The 17,063-nt window shown below is 71.1% G+C and carries 13 protein-coding genes; 5 read left to right on the top strand and 8 right to left on the bottom strand.

Annotation, left to right across the window (positions count from 1 at the left end; all coding sequences use genetic code 11):
• Positions 1-86: 86 nt before the first annotated feature.
• The 3 genes from ahcY to FM105_RS13995 are packed head-to-tail and all read right to left on the bottom strand — an operon-like array spanning position 87 to position 3,471.
• Positions 87-1,577 (bottom strand): adenosylhomocysteinase, encoded by a 1,491-nt coding sequence (gene ahcY, locus FM105_RS14005; RefSeq protein WP_087009305.1) that lies wholly within the window; start codon positions 1,575-1,577, stop codon positions 87-89.
• 5 nt (positions 1,578-1,582) lie between these two features.
• Positions 1,583-3,118 carry a phosphomannomutase/phosphoglucomutase gene (manB, locus tag FM105_RS14000; protein WP_087009303.1) on the bottom strand — a complete coding sequence of 512 codons (1,536 nt, stop codon included), beginning with the start codon at positions 3,116-3,118 and terminating at the stop codon, positions 1,583-1,585.
• Positions 3,115-3,471, bottom strand: coding sequence for a DUF3499 domain-containing protein (locus FM105_RS13995; protein ID WP_256970427.1), 357 nt, complete (start codon positions 3,469-3,471; stop codon positions 3,115-3,117). Before FM105_RS13995 ends, manB begins: the two co-directional genes overlap by 4 nt.
• 73 nt (positions 3,472-3,544) lie before the next feature.
• Between FM105_RS13995 and FM105_RS13990 the strand changes: the two genes are divergently transcribed.
• A complete protein-coding gene (locus FM105_RS13990) occupies positions 3,545-3,925 on the top strand; it encodes a metallopeptidase family protein (protein WP_087009299.1) in 381 nt (126 codons plus the stop codon).
• Positions 3,926-3,928: 3 nt separating this feature from the next.
• Here FM105_RS13990 and FM105_RS13985 read toward each other — a convergent pair whose 3' ends face one another.
• From FM105_RS13985 to FM105_RS13975, 3 genes are read right to left on the bottom strand one after another with little or no spacing between them, the layout of a single operon-like run.
• Entirely contained in the window at positions 3,929-5,386 is a 1,458-nt protein-coding gene (locus tag FM105_RS13985; RefSeq protein ID WP_087009297.1) for a DUF5719 family protein, read from the bottom strand.
• Positions 5,383-8,448 (bottom strand): hypothetical protein, encoded by a 3,066-nt coding sequence (locus FM105_RS13980; RefSeq protein ID WP_087009295.1) that lies wholly within the window; start codon positions 8,446-8,448, stop codon positions 5,383-5,385. The genes FM105_RS13985 and FM105_RS13980 overlap by 4 nt, the downstream gene beginning before the upstream one ends.
• Complete coding sequence (locus FM105_RS13975; protein ID WP_087009306.1) at positions 8,445-8,705, bottom strand: WhiB family transcriptional regulator; 261 nt, start codon at positions 8,703-8,705, stop codon at positions 8,445-8,447. Before FM105_RS13975 ends, FM105_RS13980 begins: the two co-directional genes overlap by 4 nt.
• Positions 8,706-9,188: 483 nt before the next feature.
• On the opposite strand from FM105_RS13975, the gene FM105_RS13970 reads away from it, so the two are divergent.
• The 4 genes from FM105_RS13970 to FM105_RS13955 all read left to right on the top strand — a co-directional run bounded on the left by FM105_RS13970 (position 9,189) and on the right by FM105_RS13955 (position 12,542).
• Positions 9,189-10,367 carry a coenzyme F420-0:L-glutamate ligase gene (locus FM105_RS13970; RefSeq protein ID WP_087009293.1) on the top strand — a complete coding sequence of 393 codons (1,179 nt, stop codon included), beginning with the start codon at positions 9,189-9,191 and terminating at the stop codon, positions 10,365-10,367.
• A 6-nt stretch (positions 10,368-10,373) separates the two neighbouring features.
• Complete coding sequence (locus tag FM105_RS13965; RefSeq protein WP_087009291.1) at positions 10,374-11,018, top strand: hypothetical protein; 645 nt, start codon at positions 10,374-10,376, stop codon at positions 11,016-11,018.
• 87 nt (positions 11,019-11,105) lie between these two features.
• Positions 11,106-11,876: a CoA transferase subunit A gene (locus FM105_RS13960; protein WP_087009289.1), complete on the top strand. Its 771-nt coding sequence runs from the start codon at positions 11,106-11,108 to the stop codon at positions 11,874-11,876.
• A 3-nt stretch (positions 11,877-11,879) separates the two neighbouring features.
• Positions 11,880-12,542, top strand: coding sequence for a 3-oxoacid CoA-transferase subunit B (locus FM105_RS13955; protein WP_087009287.1), 663 nt, complete (start codon positions 11,880-11,882; stop codon positions 12,540-12,542).
• A 128-nt stretch (positions 12,543-12,670) separates the two neighbouring features.
• Here FM105_RS13955 and manA read toward each other — a convergent pair whose 3' ends face one another.
• Positions 12,671-13,951 carry a mannose-6-phosphate isomerase, class I gene (gene manA, locus FM105_RS13950; protein ID WP_087009285.1) on the bottom strand — a complete coding sequence of 427 codons (1,281 nt, stop codon included), beginning with the start codon at positions 13,949-13,951 and terminating at the stop codon, positions 12,671-12,673.
• 155 nt (positions 13,952-14,106) lie between these two features.
• Positions 14,107-16,938, bottom strand: a complete 2,832-nt coding sequence (locus FM105_RS13945; RefSeq protein WP_087009283.1) for an NlpC/P60 family protein — start codon at positions 16,936-16,938, stop codon at positions 14,107-14,109.
• Between the last annotated feature and the right edge of the window lie 125 nt (positions 16,939-17,063).

Here is a 17,063-nt window from a genome sequence, read left to right as displayed (position 1 = left end):
AGTGAGTGCAATCCGGCCCCCGAGAGCGCTCTCGGGGGCCGGATTGCACTCACTCGAGCACTGAGAGGGGGGGCAGGGGTCGTGACTCAGTAGCGGTAGTGATCCGGCTTGTACGGCCCGGCGACGTCCACGCCGATGTACTCCGCCTGCTCCTTCGTGAGCTCCATCAGCTGGGCGCCCAGCGCCGGCAGGTGCAGCCGCGCGACCTTCTCGTCGAGCGCCTTCGGGAGGCGGTGCACGTCGTTCGTGTACTCCGCGACGCCCGTGTGCAGCTCGATCTGCGCCATGACCTGGTTGGTGAAGGAGGCGCTCATGACGAAGCTGGGGTGGCCCGTCGCGTTGCCCAAATTGAGCAGGCGCCCCTCCGCCAGAACGATGATGCTGGTCGACTCACGACCGGTCCCCTCGGCCGCCGGCAGCGTCCACTCGTGGACCTGCGGCTTGATCTCCACCTTGGTGACGCCGGGGATCTTCGCGAGCCCCGCCAGGTCGATCTCATCGTCGAAGTGACCGACGTTGCCGACGATCGCACCGGGCTTGAGCACCTGCAGCTGCTCGACCGACAGGACCGCGGAGTTGCCCGTCGTCGTGATGACGAAGTCCGCGGTCTCCACGCCCTGGGTCGTCGTGACGACCTGGTAGCCGTCCATCGCGGCCTGCAGCGCGCAGATCGGGTCGATCTCGCTCACGATGACGCGTGCACCCTGGCCGCGCATCGCCTCTGCCGCACCCTTGCCCACGTCGCCATAGCCGATCACCAGGGCGATCTTGCCCCCGATCAGGACGTCCGTCGCACGGTTGATGCCGTCCGGCAGCGAGTGGCGGATGCCGTAGCGGTTGTCGAACTTCGACTTCGTGACGGCGTCGTTGACGTTGATCGCGGGGAACGGCAGCCGGCCCTCCTCCGCGAGGCGGTACAGGCGGTTGACGCCGGTGGTCGTCTCCTCGCTCACACCGCGCATCAGGGGCGCCTGCTGCGTGAAGCGGCCCGGCTCCTCGGCGAGCGACGTGCGCAGCCGCGCACGGAACGCCTTGAGCTCGTCCGGGTCGTCCTCGGCGTCGTCGGCGACTCCGCCGGCGGCTTCAGCGGCAGCGCCCTCGAGCAGGTACATCGTCGCGTCGCCGCCGTCATCGAGGATGAGGTTCGCGCCCGCAGGGGTGTCGCCGATCGCCGGGAACCGGAAGATCTGGTCGGCGCACCACCAGTACTCGTCGAGGGTCTCGCCCTTCCACGCGAAGACGGGGACCCCGGTCGGTGCGTCCGGCGTACCGTCGCCCACGACGACGGCCGCAGCCGCTTCGTCCTGTGTGGAGAAGATGTTGCAGGACGCCCAGCGGACGTCTGCGCCCAGGTCGACCAGCGTCTCGATGAGCACGGCCGTCTGCACGGTCATGTGCAGGGAGCCGGCGATCCGTGCGCCTGCCAGCGGATTGGCCCCCGCGTACTCCTCGCGCAGGCTCATGAGACCGGGCATCTCCCGCTCCGCGAGGCGGATCTGGTGACGTCCCGCCTCTGCGAGCGTGAGATCCGCGATCCGGTGGTCGTGATCGGCGAGGACCGCCGACTGCTTCGTCATCGTTCTTACCTCCGAGGGGATTCGGGTTCGGTTCCGGGTGTGTTCTGTGAGCGGACGCGTGCGAGCACGGCGTCCGTGAGTGCGCGGGTGCGCTCCGCTGTGGGAGTCTCGCAGTTGAAGCGGACCAGGGGCTCCGTGTTCGATCTGCGCACATTGCACCAGAAGTCGTCGCCCTCGAGCGAGACGCCGTCGAACTCCACGACCTCGCCGTCGCCGAACTCACCGGTCCGGGCCCGCGCGGCGAAGTCCGCCAGCACGGCGTCCGGATCCGTCACGGTCGAGTTGATCTCGCCCGAGGCCACGTAGCGCTCCCGGCGGGCCACGAGGTCCTGCGCGGAGTCCTCCGTCCGCCCGAGCAGGGCGATCACGTGGCAGGCGGCGAGCATGCCGGAGTCCGCGGAGTAGAAGTCGCGGAAGTAGAAGTGCGCGGAGTGCTCCGCTGCGAACACCGCGTCGTGCTCGCGCATGAGCTGCTTGATCCGCGAGTGGCCGACGGGGGTCCGCACGGGGAGTCCTCCGGATGCCTCGACCGTCTCCGCCACGATGCGCGAGGTGATGAGGTTGTGGAGGACGACCGGCTGCTCCTCCCCCTCGCCGCGGGCACGTGCGATCTCGCGCTCTGCGACGAGCGCACCGATCGCGGACGGGGAGAGGACCTCGCCCGCGCCGTCGATGAAGAAGCAGCGGTCGGCGTCCCCGTCGAATGCGAGGCCCAGGTCCGCATCCTGCGCGCGGACCGCGTCGCGGACGTCGAGGAGGTTCGCAGGCTCGAGCGGGTTCGCCGGGTGGTGGGGGAAGGTGCCGTCCAGCTCCGTGTACAGGCCGATCACGTCGAACGGGACTGGTTCCAGGCCCGCGTCCGTGCCGAACACCTCGCCCAGCAGCTTCCCGGCCATCCCGTTGCCGGCGTCCGCGACGATCGTGAGAGGGCGCACCGGGCGCAGCCGGTCCAGTCCGGTCAGGTCCCGCAGTCTCTGCGCGAACGCGGCTGCCAGGTCGCGAGCCGCGGCGTCGTCGACGGCCACCGCGCCGTCGTCGTCGACACGCTGCGGTGCGCCCACCGCCGCATCGCGGATCTCGCCGAGGCCCTGGTCGCGCGACACTCCCGTCGCACCGGCGCCGCACACCTTCACCCCGTTGTAGTCGGCGGGATTGTGGCTCGCGGTCACCATGAGGCCGGGGAGGTCCCACAGCCCGGAGGCGAAGTACAGCTGGTCGGTCGAGCACAGTCCCACGAAGCGCGCGCGCAGACCGCCGGCGCGCACGCCGGCAGCGGCCGACTCCGCGAACCGCGGGGAATCGGGGCGCATGTCGCAGCCGATCACGATCTCCGTCGCGCCCTGCGCGCCGAACGCGCGCGCCGTGCCGAATCCCAGCGCGAAGAGCAGGTCATCGTCGAGGTCGTGGCCGATCCGGCCGCGCAGGTCGTACGCTCCCAGCACCCGGTCGAACCGGGCGCGCCTCGCCTCACGGACCGTGCCGTCGCCGCTCGTCGTGCCGTCGCCGCTCGTCGCGCCGGGGGCGCCGTGCGCGTCGATCATTCCCCGCTTCCGGTGATGACCCGCAGGTGTCCGCGGCCCGGGCCCGACGGCAGGTCCGCGGGCGGCTGCGGTTCGCGGCGGGGGCGGGCGGCCTCGCGGACCGCATCTGCGATCGCGAGCAGGTCATCGCGTGAGCGCTCCGGCTGCTCTTCGCCGATGTCCAGGCGGAGCAGCTCCCATCCGCGCGGCGCGGTCATGCGGGAGGCATGGTGCCGGCAGAGGTCGAGGGCACCGGGTTCAGCACGGGTGGCGAGGGGGCCGACGACCACGGTGGCGTCCGCATGGACGTAGGTCATCGTGAATCGGGCAGTGACGCCGCACCCGGCCTTTGCACACAGACGTACTCCTGACACGTCAGGCAGTCTACCCAATGAGGAGCGCTCCGCTCGAGCGCCCTGCGGCCGACGACCGCCTAGACTCCCAGACATGTCCCCGTCGCGCCGCCACGACCGTCACGGTCGCAGCCCGCTGCTCTTCCACGCGCCCGTCCCCGCCGTGCGCAGCCGCGCGGAGGAGTTCGCACGCCTGGCGGCGATCCTCCTGTCCGACATCCGGCTGCGGGTCGCCGGCGAACTGGACTCCGTGGTCCTCACGATCGATGACGTCCCCCCGGCGGATGCGGGTGTGGAGCTGGGGCGCGTCCTGCCGGCCACACGGGACGAGCCCGCCGTCATCGTGCTCCACCGCCTGCCGATCGCGCAGCGCTGCACGGACGAGCTGGACCTGGCCGACCTCATCGCAGACGTCCTCGCGGATCAGGCGGCGCTGCTGTGCGGACGCGACCCGGACGAGCTGCGCCCCCGCTGAGGCTCACCTCTCGAGGCGGACGTCCTGGTAGCCGACTCCCTGCGGAGGCGCGGGGATGCCCACGGCGCTCGCACCGGAATCGCTCCGCGCCGCGACCGTTGCGAACGCGTCGTCGCCCGTGCTGCGCAGCTCGAGGGCCCGGGCATCGCCGAAGTCGGCGAGCCCCAGGACCAGGGCCCGCTCGGGATCCAGGTCCAGCGTGCGGGCGTCTCCGCGCTGGCCGTCCGCTCCGACCGAGACGACGTCCACGCTGCCCTCACCGGCGGCGAGCACGAGGTCGCCGCCCAGCGGACCGCCCCTCTCGTCCGTCGGCAGCGCCACGAGCTGGGTGTCGCCCAGCGCCTCGACGCCGGGGTAGTGCGCGACGTCCGCACCCTCCTCCGTGTCGATCGTCACGGAGGCGGTGACGGAGACATCCGCGTCGGCCTCGATCATGAGGTCGCCCGGTGCCACCTCGCCGAGGTCCACCTCCGCAGTCCCGTGCGCGGGGATCGCGACGGATCCGGTCGGCAGGGCCTCCGGGCCGTCTGCCGAGTGGGCGCCCAGTCGGGCGGTGACGGCGGTGTCGCCGGGATTGGACACGCGCAGGCGGACGGCGCCCCCGGTGCCGAGGGGGACGACCGAGCGGGTAGCGGCCGGGGCCTCGGGCGCAGCGTACTCGATCCCCCGAGGATCCAGGCCGTCGCGGCGGATGTGCTGGAGCGCGGCGGTGACGCGGCCGTCCTCGGCGGTCACCTCCGCCCCGACGACGGGGACGCCCTCCGCGAGCGCACCCAGGACGACCGTCCGCATCGAGTGCGGCTGGATGGTGAGCGAGTCCGCGCCGGCGACGGGCACAGGCCCTGATTCGCCGGTGAGGGAGACGCGGACCGTCACCGGCGCATCCGTCGGATTGCCGAGGAGGAGGCGGGAGTCCTCCCCCGCCATCGTCGAGGCGCTGGAGAACATCGCGCGGGTGACGGGCTCGGAGCAGCTGAGTGCGGCGAGGCCCGCGTAGTCGCCGGAGTCCGCGTCCGCCGTCTGCACGGCGGATACGAGGGCGGGGCTCTCGCCCGCCGGTTCGCCGGTGTAGAGGACGGGGGCGCCCATGCCGTCCGCCCCGGTGACGAACGGGTCGCCGGGATCCGTCGTGAAGAGGTCGTCGCCGCCCAGCACTCCCGCGGAGATGCCCGCGGCGCCCTGCGATCCGTCCGGTGCCGTCATGGAGGCGCTCACGGCGCGCGCGACGGTGGTGGGGGCCGCGGCGGCCTCGAACTCCTCGTCGGTGCCCGCGGCGTCGTCGGCCAGAGACAGGGGTCCCGGGCACACGGCGGTCGTGGCCGAGGCCGGCAGGCGGACCTGTTCGGGGCCGCGCGCGCCCGAACCGCTGGGCAGGGGCGCCACGAACGCGGTGACGGCGATGAGGACGCCGGGCACCGCGATCCCCACGAAGGTAGCGGCGGATCTCGAGAAGGCATTCATCGGCGACTCCCTCGACCGATCGGGACGGAGACGACGGCGGTGACCAGCAGGAGCACCCAGCCGACGACGACAGCCGCGCGGTACCAGGCGGGGGTCGCACTGAAGGTGACCGTGACCGCGTCCTCGGGCAGCGGGAACGACTGCGCCCACCCCTGCACGGGGTCGCCGGCGGCCAGTCGATCGCCGTCGATCGCGGCGCTCGTGACGCCCTCGCGCTCCGCGAGGACGAGCAGCCGCCCGGACGGCCCGGCGGGGATCTCCGCGGTGCCGTCCGTGACGGGCACCGGCGCACTGCGACCCTGGGCGTCGACGACCCGGGCCCACGCGACCTCGGCCCCGTCCTGCTCCGACGGACCGGAGTCCGCAGCGTCATCGTCCTGATCGTCGGCGCCCGCATCGGAGACCTGCCAGAGGAGCCCCTGGTCAGCGGTGCCCAGCCGGGTCAGCCCGGTCGCACCCGACACGCTGCGGGTGGCGTCGTCGAGGGCCGGGCCGTCGTCTCCGGTGAGCACGACGAAGCCGATGCCCAGTGCCGACAGGGCCTCTCCCGCATCGCCCCCGCCTTCGGCCGTGAGGCGACCGACCGCGCCCGCCAGAGCGGTGTCAGCGGGGTCCAGTGCGACGGGGACGCGACGCGGCCCGAAGCCGTGCAGCTGCGCGGCACGCGTGAGCGTCGAGGACTCCAGCACCGTCCCGCCCGCGGCACCCACGACGCGCCCCGTCACCTCGTCATCGGCGGCGTCGAGGATGAGGGTGCGCTGAGCGAGGGGGCCGCTCGCCCGCTCCCCCGCGAAGACGGGCAGGCGATCGTCAGCGGTCCGCTCGACCTCCGTGCCGCCCACCGATGCGTCGAGCGACAGCGCGGCGAGCACCAGCGCGGCGGAGCCGGCGGCCGCGATGACGACGGTGCGCGACCGTCTGCGGGACGGCAGTGCGGACGTCGTGCCCCGGCGTCCGGGGGCCCGGATCAGCGAGGCGGCGAGCAGGCCGCACAGCCCCAGGGTGAAGAGGGCGAGCCCCGCGGCCGGCCAGGCGGCGACGAGCCGATGCGCGGTGAGCCCTGCGGCCGTCATCGACTGGGCGATCGCGAGGCAGAGGCCGAGCACCGTCAGCGCGGTCGACCCGATGATCAGGTCGTCGGGTGCGCCGCGGCGGAAGTAGGCGGCGCCGGCTGCGATGACCAGCGGGAGGGAGACGACCAGGATGAGGACGATGCAGGGAGCAGCGCCGGTGCCCGCGAGTGCCTGGGAGACCGGCACCTCGGGCCATCCCAGGGCCAGGATCCACGAGCGGGCGACGGGGTACGGGAGGACGGCGCCCGGGTCCGTCAGGAGCGCATCGGGCTGGCGCACGGCCGCGACCAGCCACGGGCCGGTGAGCGCGAGCACGGGGACCAGCGCCCAGAGCAGCCGCAGCGCACGGGTGCGCACGACGAGCACGATCACGAGCACGGCGGCGGGGACCAGGAGGATCGGCATCCCGGCGCAGACGATCGCCAGCAGCAGTCCGGCGGCGGCAGACGCCTCGATGGAGCGCCGGCTGACCGCGGAGTGGAGGGCGCGGACGAAGACCGGCAGGACCAGCCACGCGAGGACGGCGCCGACCCGTCCCTCCACGAGCGACACGACGAAGGCCGGCGAGGCCGACCACACGAGTGCCAGCAGCGCGCGGATGCTCGGACGGGGCGTCAAGCGGGACGCGGTGACGTAGGTGAGGAGAGCCGCGGCGGGCAGCGCGAGGATGAGCAGCACGCGGACGGCGAGGTCGAGGTTCCCGAGGAAGGGCAGGGACCACACGAGGAGCACGCTCAGGAGCGGGTCCGCCGGCGTGCGCGATCCCAGCCCCGCGTCGTCGTGGAGGCCGAGCACTCGTCCCAGCGCCTCCCCGAAGCCCACATCGAGGCGCGGCATCGCGCCGCCGGTCAGGGATCCGGGGCCCACCAGCCGCCAGCTGATGAGGACAGCGGCGAGCGACGTGAGCAGGAGGACGCCGGTGAGGGGGTGCAGGAGTGCGCTGCGGCGCGGACCGACGTCCATTCCGGAGAAGGACTGCAGCTCCTCCCCCGTGTTGAGTGCTTCATCGGCGCCCACGGCGAGCGCCCCGTCCGCGGTGCCCGCGCCTGCGGTGCCGCGCCCCATCCACCACGCCGCTGTGCCGTCGGCGCCGGTCTCACGCAGCTCCCTGCGCGCCGTGTCGAGCCGCTGGCGCGTCGCGAGCAGTCCGGGGGCGGGTTCCGTGACGGGACTGATGCGGCGCAGGTGCGCGACGGCGCGACGGTCGAGACCGATCCGGCGTGCGGCGCCCAACCAGTTGCCAGCACCACGCGGATCGTTCGACAGGAGGCGGCCGCACGCGGCCGCGAGCGCGGTGAACAACAGCACGATGCTCGTGCGCCAGGCCGCAGCGGACCGGACGCGGGAGAGCCGGTAGCGATGCTCGGCGCGCACGTCTGCGACGGCGCGCGGCGGGCGCGGGGAGGACAGCAGCGCGCGGGCCGTCTGCGCGGGCACGACGACCTCGGCGCGCGGGGCGAGCACCACGCGGAATCCTGCGGCCCTGACGCGGCGGGCGTACTCGATCCCGCGATACGACGTGGACAGCGCGGCCGCGGGTGCGCCGACGGCGGCGATCACCTCTGCGGAGATCAGCGCTCCGGGCAGGTCGACGGCGTAGACGTCTTCGGTCCGACCGAACTGACCCTGGTCGACCTCGCCCGGGGACACCGGGTTCACACGCAGGCCCCGTGCGGTCGTCGTCACTCCGGCGGAGGCCAGGCGATCAGAATCGGAGACGCGCAGCCGCGGCCCCACCAGCCCGACGGCGTCGCCGGACCCCGCGACGTCGAGCAGCCTCGACAGCGCGTCCGGAGCCGGTTCGTCGCGGGAGCCCAGGAGCCAGACCCACTGGGCGCCGTCGGCCACGGCGCGGTCGACCGTCTCGGCGGTGTCGCGAGCCGAGGCCCGGAGGACAGACGAAACCCCCGGGATCTCCGCTGACGCGCGGGCACCCCGGAGGTCTGCGCCGTCATCGGTGCCGACGACGGCGGTGATGCGAAGGCTCACCCCGCCTGCTTCTTGAGGCGGCGCCTTTCACGCTCGGAGAGCCCGCCCCAGATGCCGAAGCGCTCGTCGTTCGACAGCGCGTACTCGAGGCATTCGGAGCGGACGTCGCACGACGAGCAGACCTTCTTCGCTTCGCGGGTCGAGCCGCCCTTCTCCGGGAAGAACGCCTCCGGGTCCGTCTGCGCGCAGAGTGCCTGGTCCTGCCATGCGAGGTCGCCGTCCCCGGAGCCGCCCAGCAGGAGCGACAGGGGGGACACCGCTTCCCCGCGGTCTCCTCCCGGGGCGCGCGGCGACAGTGAGACGGGATCGAGGTCGAGCGGGTCGCTGACGAACGACGGCTCCCCGGTCCCCGGGTCGACGAACCAGTCGACCGCCGCTCTGTCCGCCACGCTCTCGCGCAGCGGTACGGCAGGCGGCTGCGTCTGCGGTACCGCGCTCATTCCTGCTGCTGTCATCATTCTGTGTGCTGGTGTCACGAGTCTTCCCCCTTGTCGTCTTCTGCGCCGACTGATCTGCCCGACGCGTCCGACTCATACTGAAATTACACGTGTGTCATTACCCATCCGTCAAGCCGTCGACGGGTATCATTCGGGCCATTCGAACTGCTGTTCGAGAGGTTCACACTCATTCGCGCATCGCGTCCACTACATGTGGTGGAACTCAGCATGTGAGACCACAACCTGTGGCGCACATGTGATGCTGTGAGTATTCGGAAGTTCTGCGTCTGCGACGATGGACCCATGACCTCCTCACCCTCCGCGCCGCACCGCAGGGCCGAATCCAGCCGCCTCCTCACCGCCTACGCGGTGCCCGGGATCGGCCGGATCGGCCCGGGAACGGACCTCGGACGGGAGATCGGGGGCGCGATCACCGCAAGCGGGCTCGACCTCAAGGACGGCGACGTCCTAGTCGTCGCGTCGAAGGTCGTCGCGAAGGCGGAGAACTCGCTCGCTCGCGCAGCGACCCGGCAGGACTTCGAGCGCCTGGTCGATGCGCACTCGCGGCACACTGTCGTCCGCCGCCGATACTCCTCCGGCGTCACGGTGAACGTGGTGCGCACGGCGTCCGGCACCGTCCAGGCGGCCGCCGGACTCGACCAGTCGAACACCGACGGGGATGACGACGTCCTCCTCCACCCGCAGGACCCGGACGCATCCGCCGCGCGCCTGCGCGATGCCTTCTCCCACCGCTTCGGCGTGCGCCTGGGCGTCCTCGTCTCCGACACCACGTCGCGGCCGTGGCGGGTGGGCGTCTCCGACTTCGTCCTGGGCTGCGCAGGCATCGACCCCCTCGACTCCCAGCGCGGAGAGCCGGACGACGCGGGCCGCCCTCAGCAGGTGACTGTGCGGGCTGTGGCTGATGCGATCGCGCAGGCGGCGGATCTGGTGAAGGGCTCCGCGCGCGGACGTCCCGTCGCGATCGTCCGCGGCGTGAGCGAGGTCGTCACCGACGCCGGACCGGGCGCAGCCGGGCTGTCCCGCCCGCTGTCGGACGACTGGTTCCGCACCGGTCACGTCGAGGCCGCGTGGACGGCGCTGGGCGTCGACCCGGCCGACCCCGGGATCACGCCGCCGTCCGGCGACGATTCGGACGACATCCTGGCCCGCGCCACTCGCGCGCTGGCCGTGGCCCGCGGCGGCGCCCCGCGCACACCGGGGCAGGCGGGATGGCGGCTGACGCTGACCGGATCCGGCTCCGCGATCCGCGTCCGACCGCGCCCGGAGACCGGACGGTCCGAATCGTCCGGGCATCCACTCGTCGAAGCGGCTGTGGGCCTGGGCTCGCTGATCGAGCGCATCGCCACCGCACTGGCCGCAGAGGACCTCCGCTGCGAGACGGACTGGATCTGGCAGGACTCCGGCGCCCCCGGCGGTGCGGACCTCCGGATCGAACTCACCCCCACACCGACAGGAAGCTGACACCCCGTGCGCACCTACCTCGCGGCACTCGCCGCACTCCGTCGTCCCGTCCTGCGCTGGGAGGGCCCCGACGGCGCCTCCCTCGAACTCACGGGCCCCGTGCTCGCGAACTGGGCGCACAAGGCGCACGGGCTGCTGGCCGAATCCGAGGTCGGGCCGGACCTGGACCTGGGCGTCGTCGATTCCGCCGGCCTGCACTGGCGCGCGCTGTCCGGTGTCCTCGCGGCGTGGTCGCTGGGCGCGAGCGTGCGCATCGTGGCCGAGCAGGAGCCGCAGAGCGACTGGGCCGCGCTCGCCTCGGAGCACCGCGCCGAGGATCCCGTCACCCGCTCCGCGGACGAGGTCTTCGTCTTCCCGGTCGCTCCGTTCGCCCTGAGCGTCGCCGCGCCCGTCGACACGATCGACTACGCGACCGCCCTGCGCACCCACCCGGACGAGGCGCCCGTGGGAATCGTCGAGACCGTGTCGTTCGGCGACGCCTCCACGACGGAGTCGGCGGCACTCGCCCGGCTGGCCGAGCCGGCTCCCGGCCTATCCGACACCCCCGCCGCCGAGGTCGTCGTCATGGAGGCGCCCCGCTCCGCCGCCGACTGGGGCCGGGTGCTCGCGGGACTCCTCCACGGACTCGTCGTCCTCCGCCAGACGGACTGAGCGCTTCTCGCCGTCCTTGCGGAGCAGTCCCCTCCACCTGGCGGACGAACCCCCGCGAGCATGCGGTCCCGTGCAATAATCCGAACCATGGACAAAGTGGTTTCGACAGCAGAAGACGCGGTGAAGGACATCCCCGACGGCTCACGCATCGCCGTCGGCGGCTTCGGAGTCGTCGGAGTGCCCGAGGTGCTCATCGACGCGGTCCGCGACCAGGGTGCGAAGGATCTGGAGGTCATCTCCAACAACGCGGGAGTGGACGGACGCGGTCTGGGCAAGCTCCTCGAGACGCGCCAGATCAGCCGCATCATCGCCTCCTACGTCGGTGAGAACAAGGAGTTCGCCCGCCAGTACCTGTCGGGCGAGCTCGAGGTCGAGCTGACCCCGCAGGGCACGATGGCGGAGAAGCTGCGCGCCGCAGGCGCCGGCATCCCCGCCTTCTACACGATCACCGGATCCGGCACCCAGGTGGCGGACGGCGGCATCCCGTGGAAGTACGACAGCGATGGGAACATCGTGAAGTCCTCCCCGAAGAAGGACACGAGGGCACTCTCCACGTTCGGCGAGGAGAAGGAGTACGTCCTCGAGGAGTCGCTGCCCACGGACTACGCCTTCGTCCGCGCTGCGAAGGGCGACCGCGCGGGCAACCTCGTCTTCAACGCCTCCGCGCGCAACTTCAACCCGCCGGCGGCGATGTCCGCGAACACGACGATCGCAGAGGTCGAGGAGCTCGTCGAGGTCGGCGAGATCGACCCGGACGACGTCCATGTGCCGGGCATCTACGTCGCCCGCGTTCTCCAGCTCACCCCTGAGCAGGTCGCGGACAAGCCCATCGAGAAGATGACCGTGAGGGAGGACTGACCCATGAGCCTGACACGCAACCAGATGGCGGCCCGCGCGGCCGCAGAGCTCGCCGACGGCTCGTACGTCAACCTGGGTATCGGCATGCCCACGCTCGTGCCGAACTACATCCCCGAAGGCGTCCACGTCGTCCTCCAGTCGGAGAACGGACTGCTGGGCGTCGGTCCGTACCCCCGCAAGGACGAGGTCGATCCGGACCTCATCAACGCGGGCAAGGAGATCGTCACGATGCACCCCGGTGCGGCGTTCTTCGATTCGGCGACCAGCTTCGGCATGATCCGCGGCGGCAAGATCGATGTGGCGATCCTGGGCGGCATGCAGGTCGCCGGGAACGGCGACATCGCCAACTGGATGATCCCCGGCAAGATGGTCAAGGGCATGGGCGGCGCGATGGACCTGGTCCACGGCGCGAAGAAGGTCCTCGTCCTCATGGACCACACCGCCAAGGACGGGTCGCTGAAGCTGCTCGACGCCTGCGACCTGCCGCTGACCGGTGAGCGCGTCGTCTCGCGCATCATCACCGACCTGGCGGTCCTCGACGTCACCGGCACCGGATTCCGCCTCATCGAGCGCGCCCCCGGCGTGAGCGTCGAGGAGATCCAGGAGAAGACGCAGGGCCTCGAGCCCCTCACAGGTGACGTGCCGGAGGCCGCGGCAGTCGCCTGATCAGCAGACGGGAGCGGCTGCGGCTGCGAACCCGGGACAGCGGGCGGGGATCCTCACGGGGATCCCCGCCCGCCGTCGTCCGCGCAGGTGCCGGACGACGTCAGCGCAGGCGGCTTCGCACCAGGAGGTCACAGACCCGTGCTGGCGACGAAGAGCGCCCCGGTGCCGGTGACCGCGGGCCGCTGCTCATCCGCTGCGATCCACACGGAGTCTCCACGGCGCAGGTCGAGCGCGGCGGGGCCGTGCGCGGTGGTGCCGTGCCGGCCGGGCTCCTCGGTGCGCAGCGTGAAGGCCCCTTCCGTGCACAGGAGGGTGAGGGCGCCGGGCCGCTCCAGCAGACGATCCCCTGCGTCCGTGATGACTGTGAGGACGAAGTCGTCGGTCCGGCCCCGCAGCCCTCCCGCGTCGTCGGGCGCGAGCACGTCCGGTGCGTGCGTGTCGAAGCGTGCTGTGCGGACCAGTTCGCACACGTCGACGTGCTTCGCTGTAAGCCCGCCGCGCAGCACGTTGTCGCTCGAGGCCATGATCTCCACGCCCATGCCCCGCAGGTACGCGTGGATGCTGCCGGACTCAACCACCAGCGACTCACCTGCCTGCAGGAGGTGGCGGCGGAGCATGACTGCGACCAGCGGCCCGGGGTCATGCGGGAAGTCCGCGTGCGTCTCCATCAGGGTCCGGGAAGGGTCCGTGCTGCTGCCGACGAGCGACGGATCATCGGCCTCGACCTCAGAACGGACCGGCGAATCGACCAGGGCCGCCGCCAGGGCGTCTGCCAGTGCGCCGAACCGGGCGGGTTCGCCCAGGAGGCGCTCGACCGCGGCGCGGAGCACGACCGCGTCAGCAGGGTCCCCGGCGGCTGGCGGGGGCGTCAGCGCATCCTGCCACGCGGCCAGCGCGTCACGCGCCTCTGCGGGCGCTCCCGCGGAGTCCAGCGCGTGTGCGAAGCGCTCGAGAGTCGCGAGGACGGCGGGGACCGGCCGGAACCCGCAGAGCGCATGGAACTCGTCCAGCGCGTAGAGCAGCTCCGGCTTGTGCCACGCGTCCCTGTAGGTGCGGTGCGGGGCGTCTGCCGGGATGCCCGCCGCCTCTTCGCGGGCGAACCCGGCTTCGGCCTGTTCCCGGGTCGGATGGCTCTGGATGGACAGCGCGCTGCGCGCGGAGAGGACCTTCAGCAGGAACGGCAGGCGCGGACCGAAGCGCGCGAGTGACTCCTCACCCAGGTGACGGGCGGGGTCGTCGGCGATGAGCGCATCGAGGCTGCGACCGTCGACCGTGGACGGCGCACCGGGATGGGCACCCACCCACAGCTCCGCGACGGGGGTGCCGTCCGGCTCCTGCCCCAGGATCTCCGGAATGCCCGTCGGGCTGCCCCAGGCATAGTCCTTCCGGGTGTTCGTCAGCCGCTGCATCCATCTCCTCGTCCACCCGCATCCAACACGTCGCGAAGCCTACGATAGGCCACTCGGCTGGCCGAACCACGCACGAGCGGCCCCACACCCTGTACAGGTGCGGGGCCGCTCGGGGCCGGCATGCCGGAGGGTTCCCCACCCTCCGCGCTCCGGGATCAGATCACGCGGATGAAGACCGCTCCACGATTGAGCATCCAGTTGTAGCTGCGCTTGGATGTGTTCGTGCGAGTGGATCCCGCGTCGTACATCTGACCCTTCGTCTCAGAGATGATGCCGATGTGACCGGGGATCCAGATGAGGTCGCCCGGCTTCGCCTCCTTGGCGGAGATCACCTCTCCTGCTGCCTTCTGCGCACTCGTGTTGCGCGGCAGGTCGATCCCGTTCTTGCCGTAGACGTACTGCGTGTAGCCCGAGCAGTCCCAGCCGGATGAGGGAGACGTCCCGCCCCAGCGGTAGGGCACGCCCATGTGCTTCTTCGCCTCAGCGATGATGTCGGCGCGCTTCTCCTCCTCCTTCTGCTCCGGGGTCTTCTCCGGCTTCTTCGAAGGCTTGGGCTCGGCCGTCTTCGTCGGCTTCGGCTCCGCGGTCCGGGTCGGCTTCGGCTCGGCCGTCTTGGTCGGCTTGGGCTCCGCAGTCTTCGTGGGCTCTGCAGACGGCTCCTCGGAAGGCTCCGCAGACGGCTCCTCGGACGGAGCCTCGGTGGGCTCGGTCGTGGGCTCCTCCGACGGTTCGACGGTGGGCTCCTCCGACGGGCCTTCCCCGGGATCGCCGGAATCACCTCCATCGGTGGGGTTCAGGTCCTCGACACCGGCGTTGAGATCGCCCTCCGCAGAGAACTCGGTCGTGCCGTAGCCCTCTGCCCAGACGAGGCGCCCGCCCTGGAACGACTGCTCGGCGCGGCCGTCCTTCACCGTCAGGTCACTGGTCGGGTATCCCAGGTGACCGTTCTCGTAGCCCTTGTCCTTCCAGTACTTCTGGAGGATGCCGGTCGTCGCGTGGGCACCGGTGGCCTTCGTGTAGTGGACAGAGCCCTTCGTGAAGGGCTGGTAGACGCCCTTGTCCTTCAGACCGTCCTTCTCGTCGGCCTTCGGGAAGCCGATCTGCTTGAGCAGCTTCTCATTCACCACTCCATCGATCGCGCCCCTCACGATGTGCGCGCCGGTGGCCTTCGTGTAGTAGATGTGGCCCTTCTCGTACTTCTGGCCCAGCCCGCCGGCGATCTTGAACTCCTTGCCGGACGGCTTGCCCAGCTGCTCGACGTTGCCCTCGTACTTCTCCTCGATAGGAGTCTTGGACTTCTTCTCGTCGTCCTTCTTCTTATCGTCCTTCTTGTCGTCCTTCTTGTCGTCCTTCTTCTTGTCTTCGTCCTGCTTCTTCTCGTCGTCCTTCTTGTCGTCAGGGGTGTCGCCGCCGTCCTGCATCTTCTCGATCGCAGAGCGCATGCCGCCCATCTTGGAGTAGAACGCAGCACCGGGGCAGGCGGTCTGGCCGACGTCGCGGTGACCGATGACAGTGCGGACGCGCTTGCCGCCCAGCGTGGTCTTGTCCGCTGCGGACACGCCGTCCAGCGACAGCTTCCAGGCGATCGCGTGGTTGACCGCGTCGATCGTCTTCTGCGGCGGCGCCGACTTGTCGTAGGAGCCCATGACGGAGATGCCGAAGGACCCGGTGTTGTAGCCGGCGGCGTGCGCGCCGATCACGGCCTTGCTGACACCACCGGCGCGGCCCTCCCAGAGGCGGCCGAACTTGTCCGCGAGGACGTTGTAGCCCACGTCGTTCCAGCCGCGGCCCTGCGTGTGGAAGCTGTAGATGCCGCGGAGGATCGAGGGGACGTCACCGGCGCTGTATCCGTTGGCACCGGCCGTGTGGTGGACGACCGCGGCCTTGACGGAGCTCGCGTAGTCGGCGGAGCCGTTCCGCAGGTTCTCGTTGGCGCCCCACGACTTGCGGGAGCCGATCGACGGCTTGTCGACCTTCTTCACGGCGGTGTTCTGCACGGACGAGTTGCCCGGCACGTAGGACGCGTTCTTCACGGACGCGCTGTCCGCGGATGCTGCGTTCGCAGCATCGGCGGCAGGGACCTCGGCGGTCTCTGCGCCCTCGGCGGAGTCGGATGCGTCCTCGTCGGACGGCGCTGCGGACTCATCGCCCGCGTCTGCCTGCGGCGGGAGGACCGGCTGGTTCTCCTCGACGGCGGCCGCATCGGCCGCGGACGACTTCGGGTCGACGAGGACGAGCTCAGTCTCCGCCGGTGCGTCGGCGGCGCCGAGCACCCGCAGCTGGACACCCTCTGCGTCGGACACGATGAACGGCTCCGTGCCGTTGCCGCCCTCGTCGATGTTCTCGATCTCGAGGTCGGCCCAGGCGCCCCATTCGCCGCCGGTCTTCTGACGGACCTCGAACGACACGTCGGTGTCACCCTCATAGGTCACGCCCACGATGCTCGGGTTGCCGCTGGGGACGTCCACGACCTCGGAGATCGCAGCGATCGAGGTGCCGTCCTCGGTCTCCTCCTGCACGGATCCGACGACGGGGTCGTCGGTCGCGTCCGGTTCGGAGGACTCAGATGATTCGGACGATTCCGGGTCTTCGGACTCGGTCGTGGATTCATCGGGCTCGCCCAGCGCGGGCGCATCGCCCTCTGCTGATTCCTCCGACGAATCGGTGAGGCCTGTGTTCGCCGCCTCGAAGGCTCCGTCCTGCGGTGCCAGCGGGCCCGCGGAGGCGTTCTGTGCGGTCGAGCCGTTGTCGGCGCGCAGCAGTCCGGGCACGTTGATCAGCCCGCGGTTCGACGCGGTGGTGGTGGATTCGGAGGAGGCGCGTGCCCCGATCTCATCGAGGCCGTCGGCGCTGATGTCCGTCAGGGGCGACGAACTGATTTCGGGATTGACAGGAACCGCGATCGCGGCGGTCGAACTCGAGAGTCCGAACGTCGTCACCATGACCGCGGCCGCGCATGCGGCTACAGAAGGGACCAGAATTCTCATCGTTTCAGCCTTTGTGAGGAAGTCAGGGAAGGAGGCTTCTACGAAGTGGGGTCGTCGCTGGATGCGGCGAACCACCTCAACATCTCAAGATTGTTACATATTTTCGGCGTGTCTTAGTTGAAATC

The organism is Brevibacterium yomogidense (assembly GCF_900163715.1).
Taxonomy (GTDB): Bacteria; Actinomycetota; Actinomycetes; order Actinomycetales; family Brevibacteriaceae; genus Brevibacterium; species Brevibacterium yomogidense_A.
Note: the sequence above shows the minus strand (reverse complement) of the source record. Positions and strands in the feature narration are given on the sequence as shown.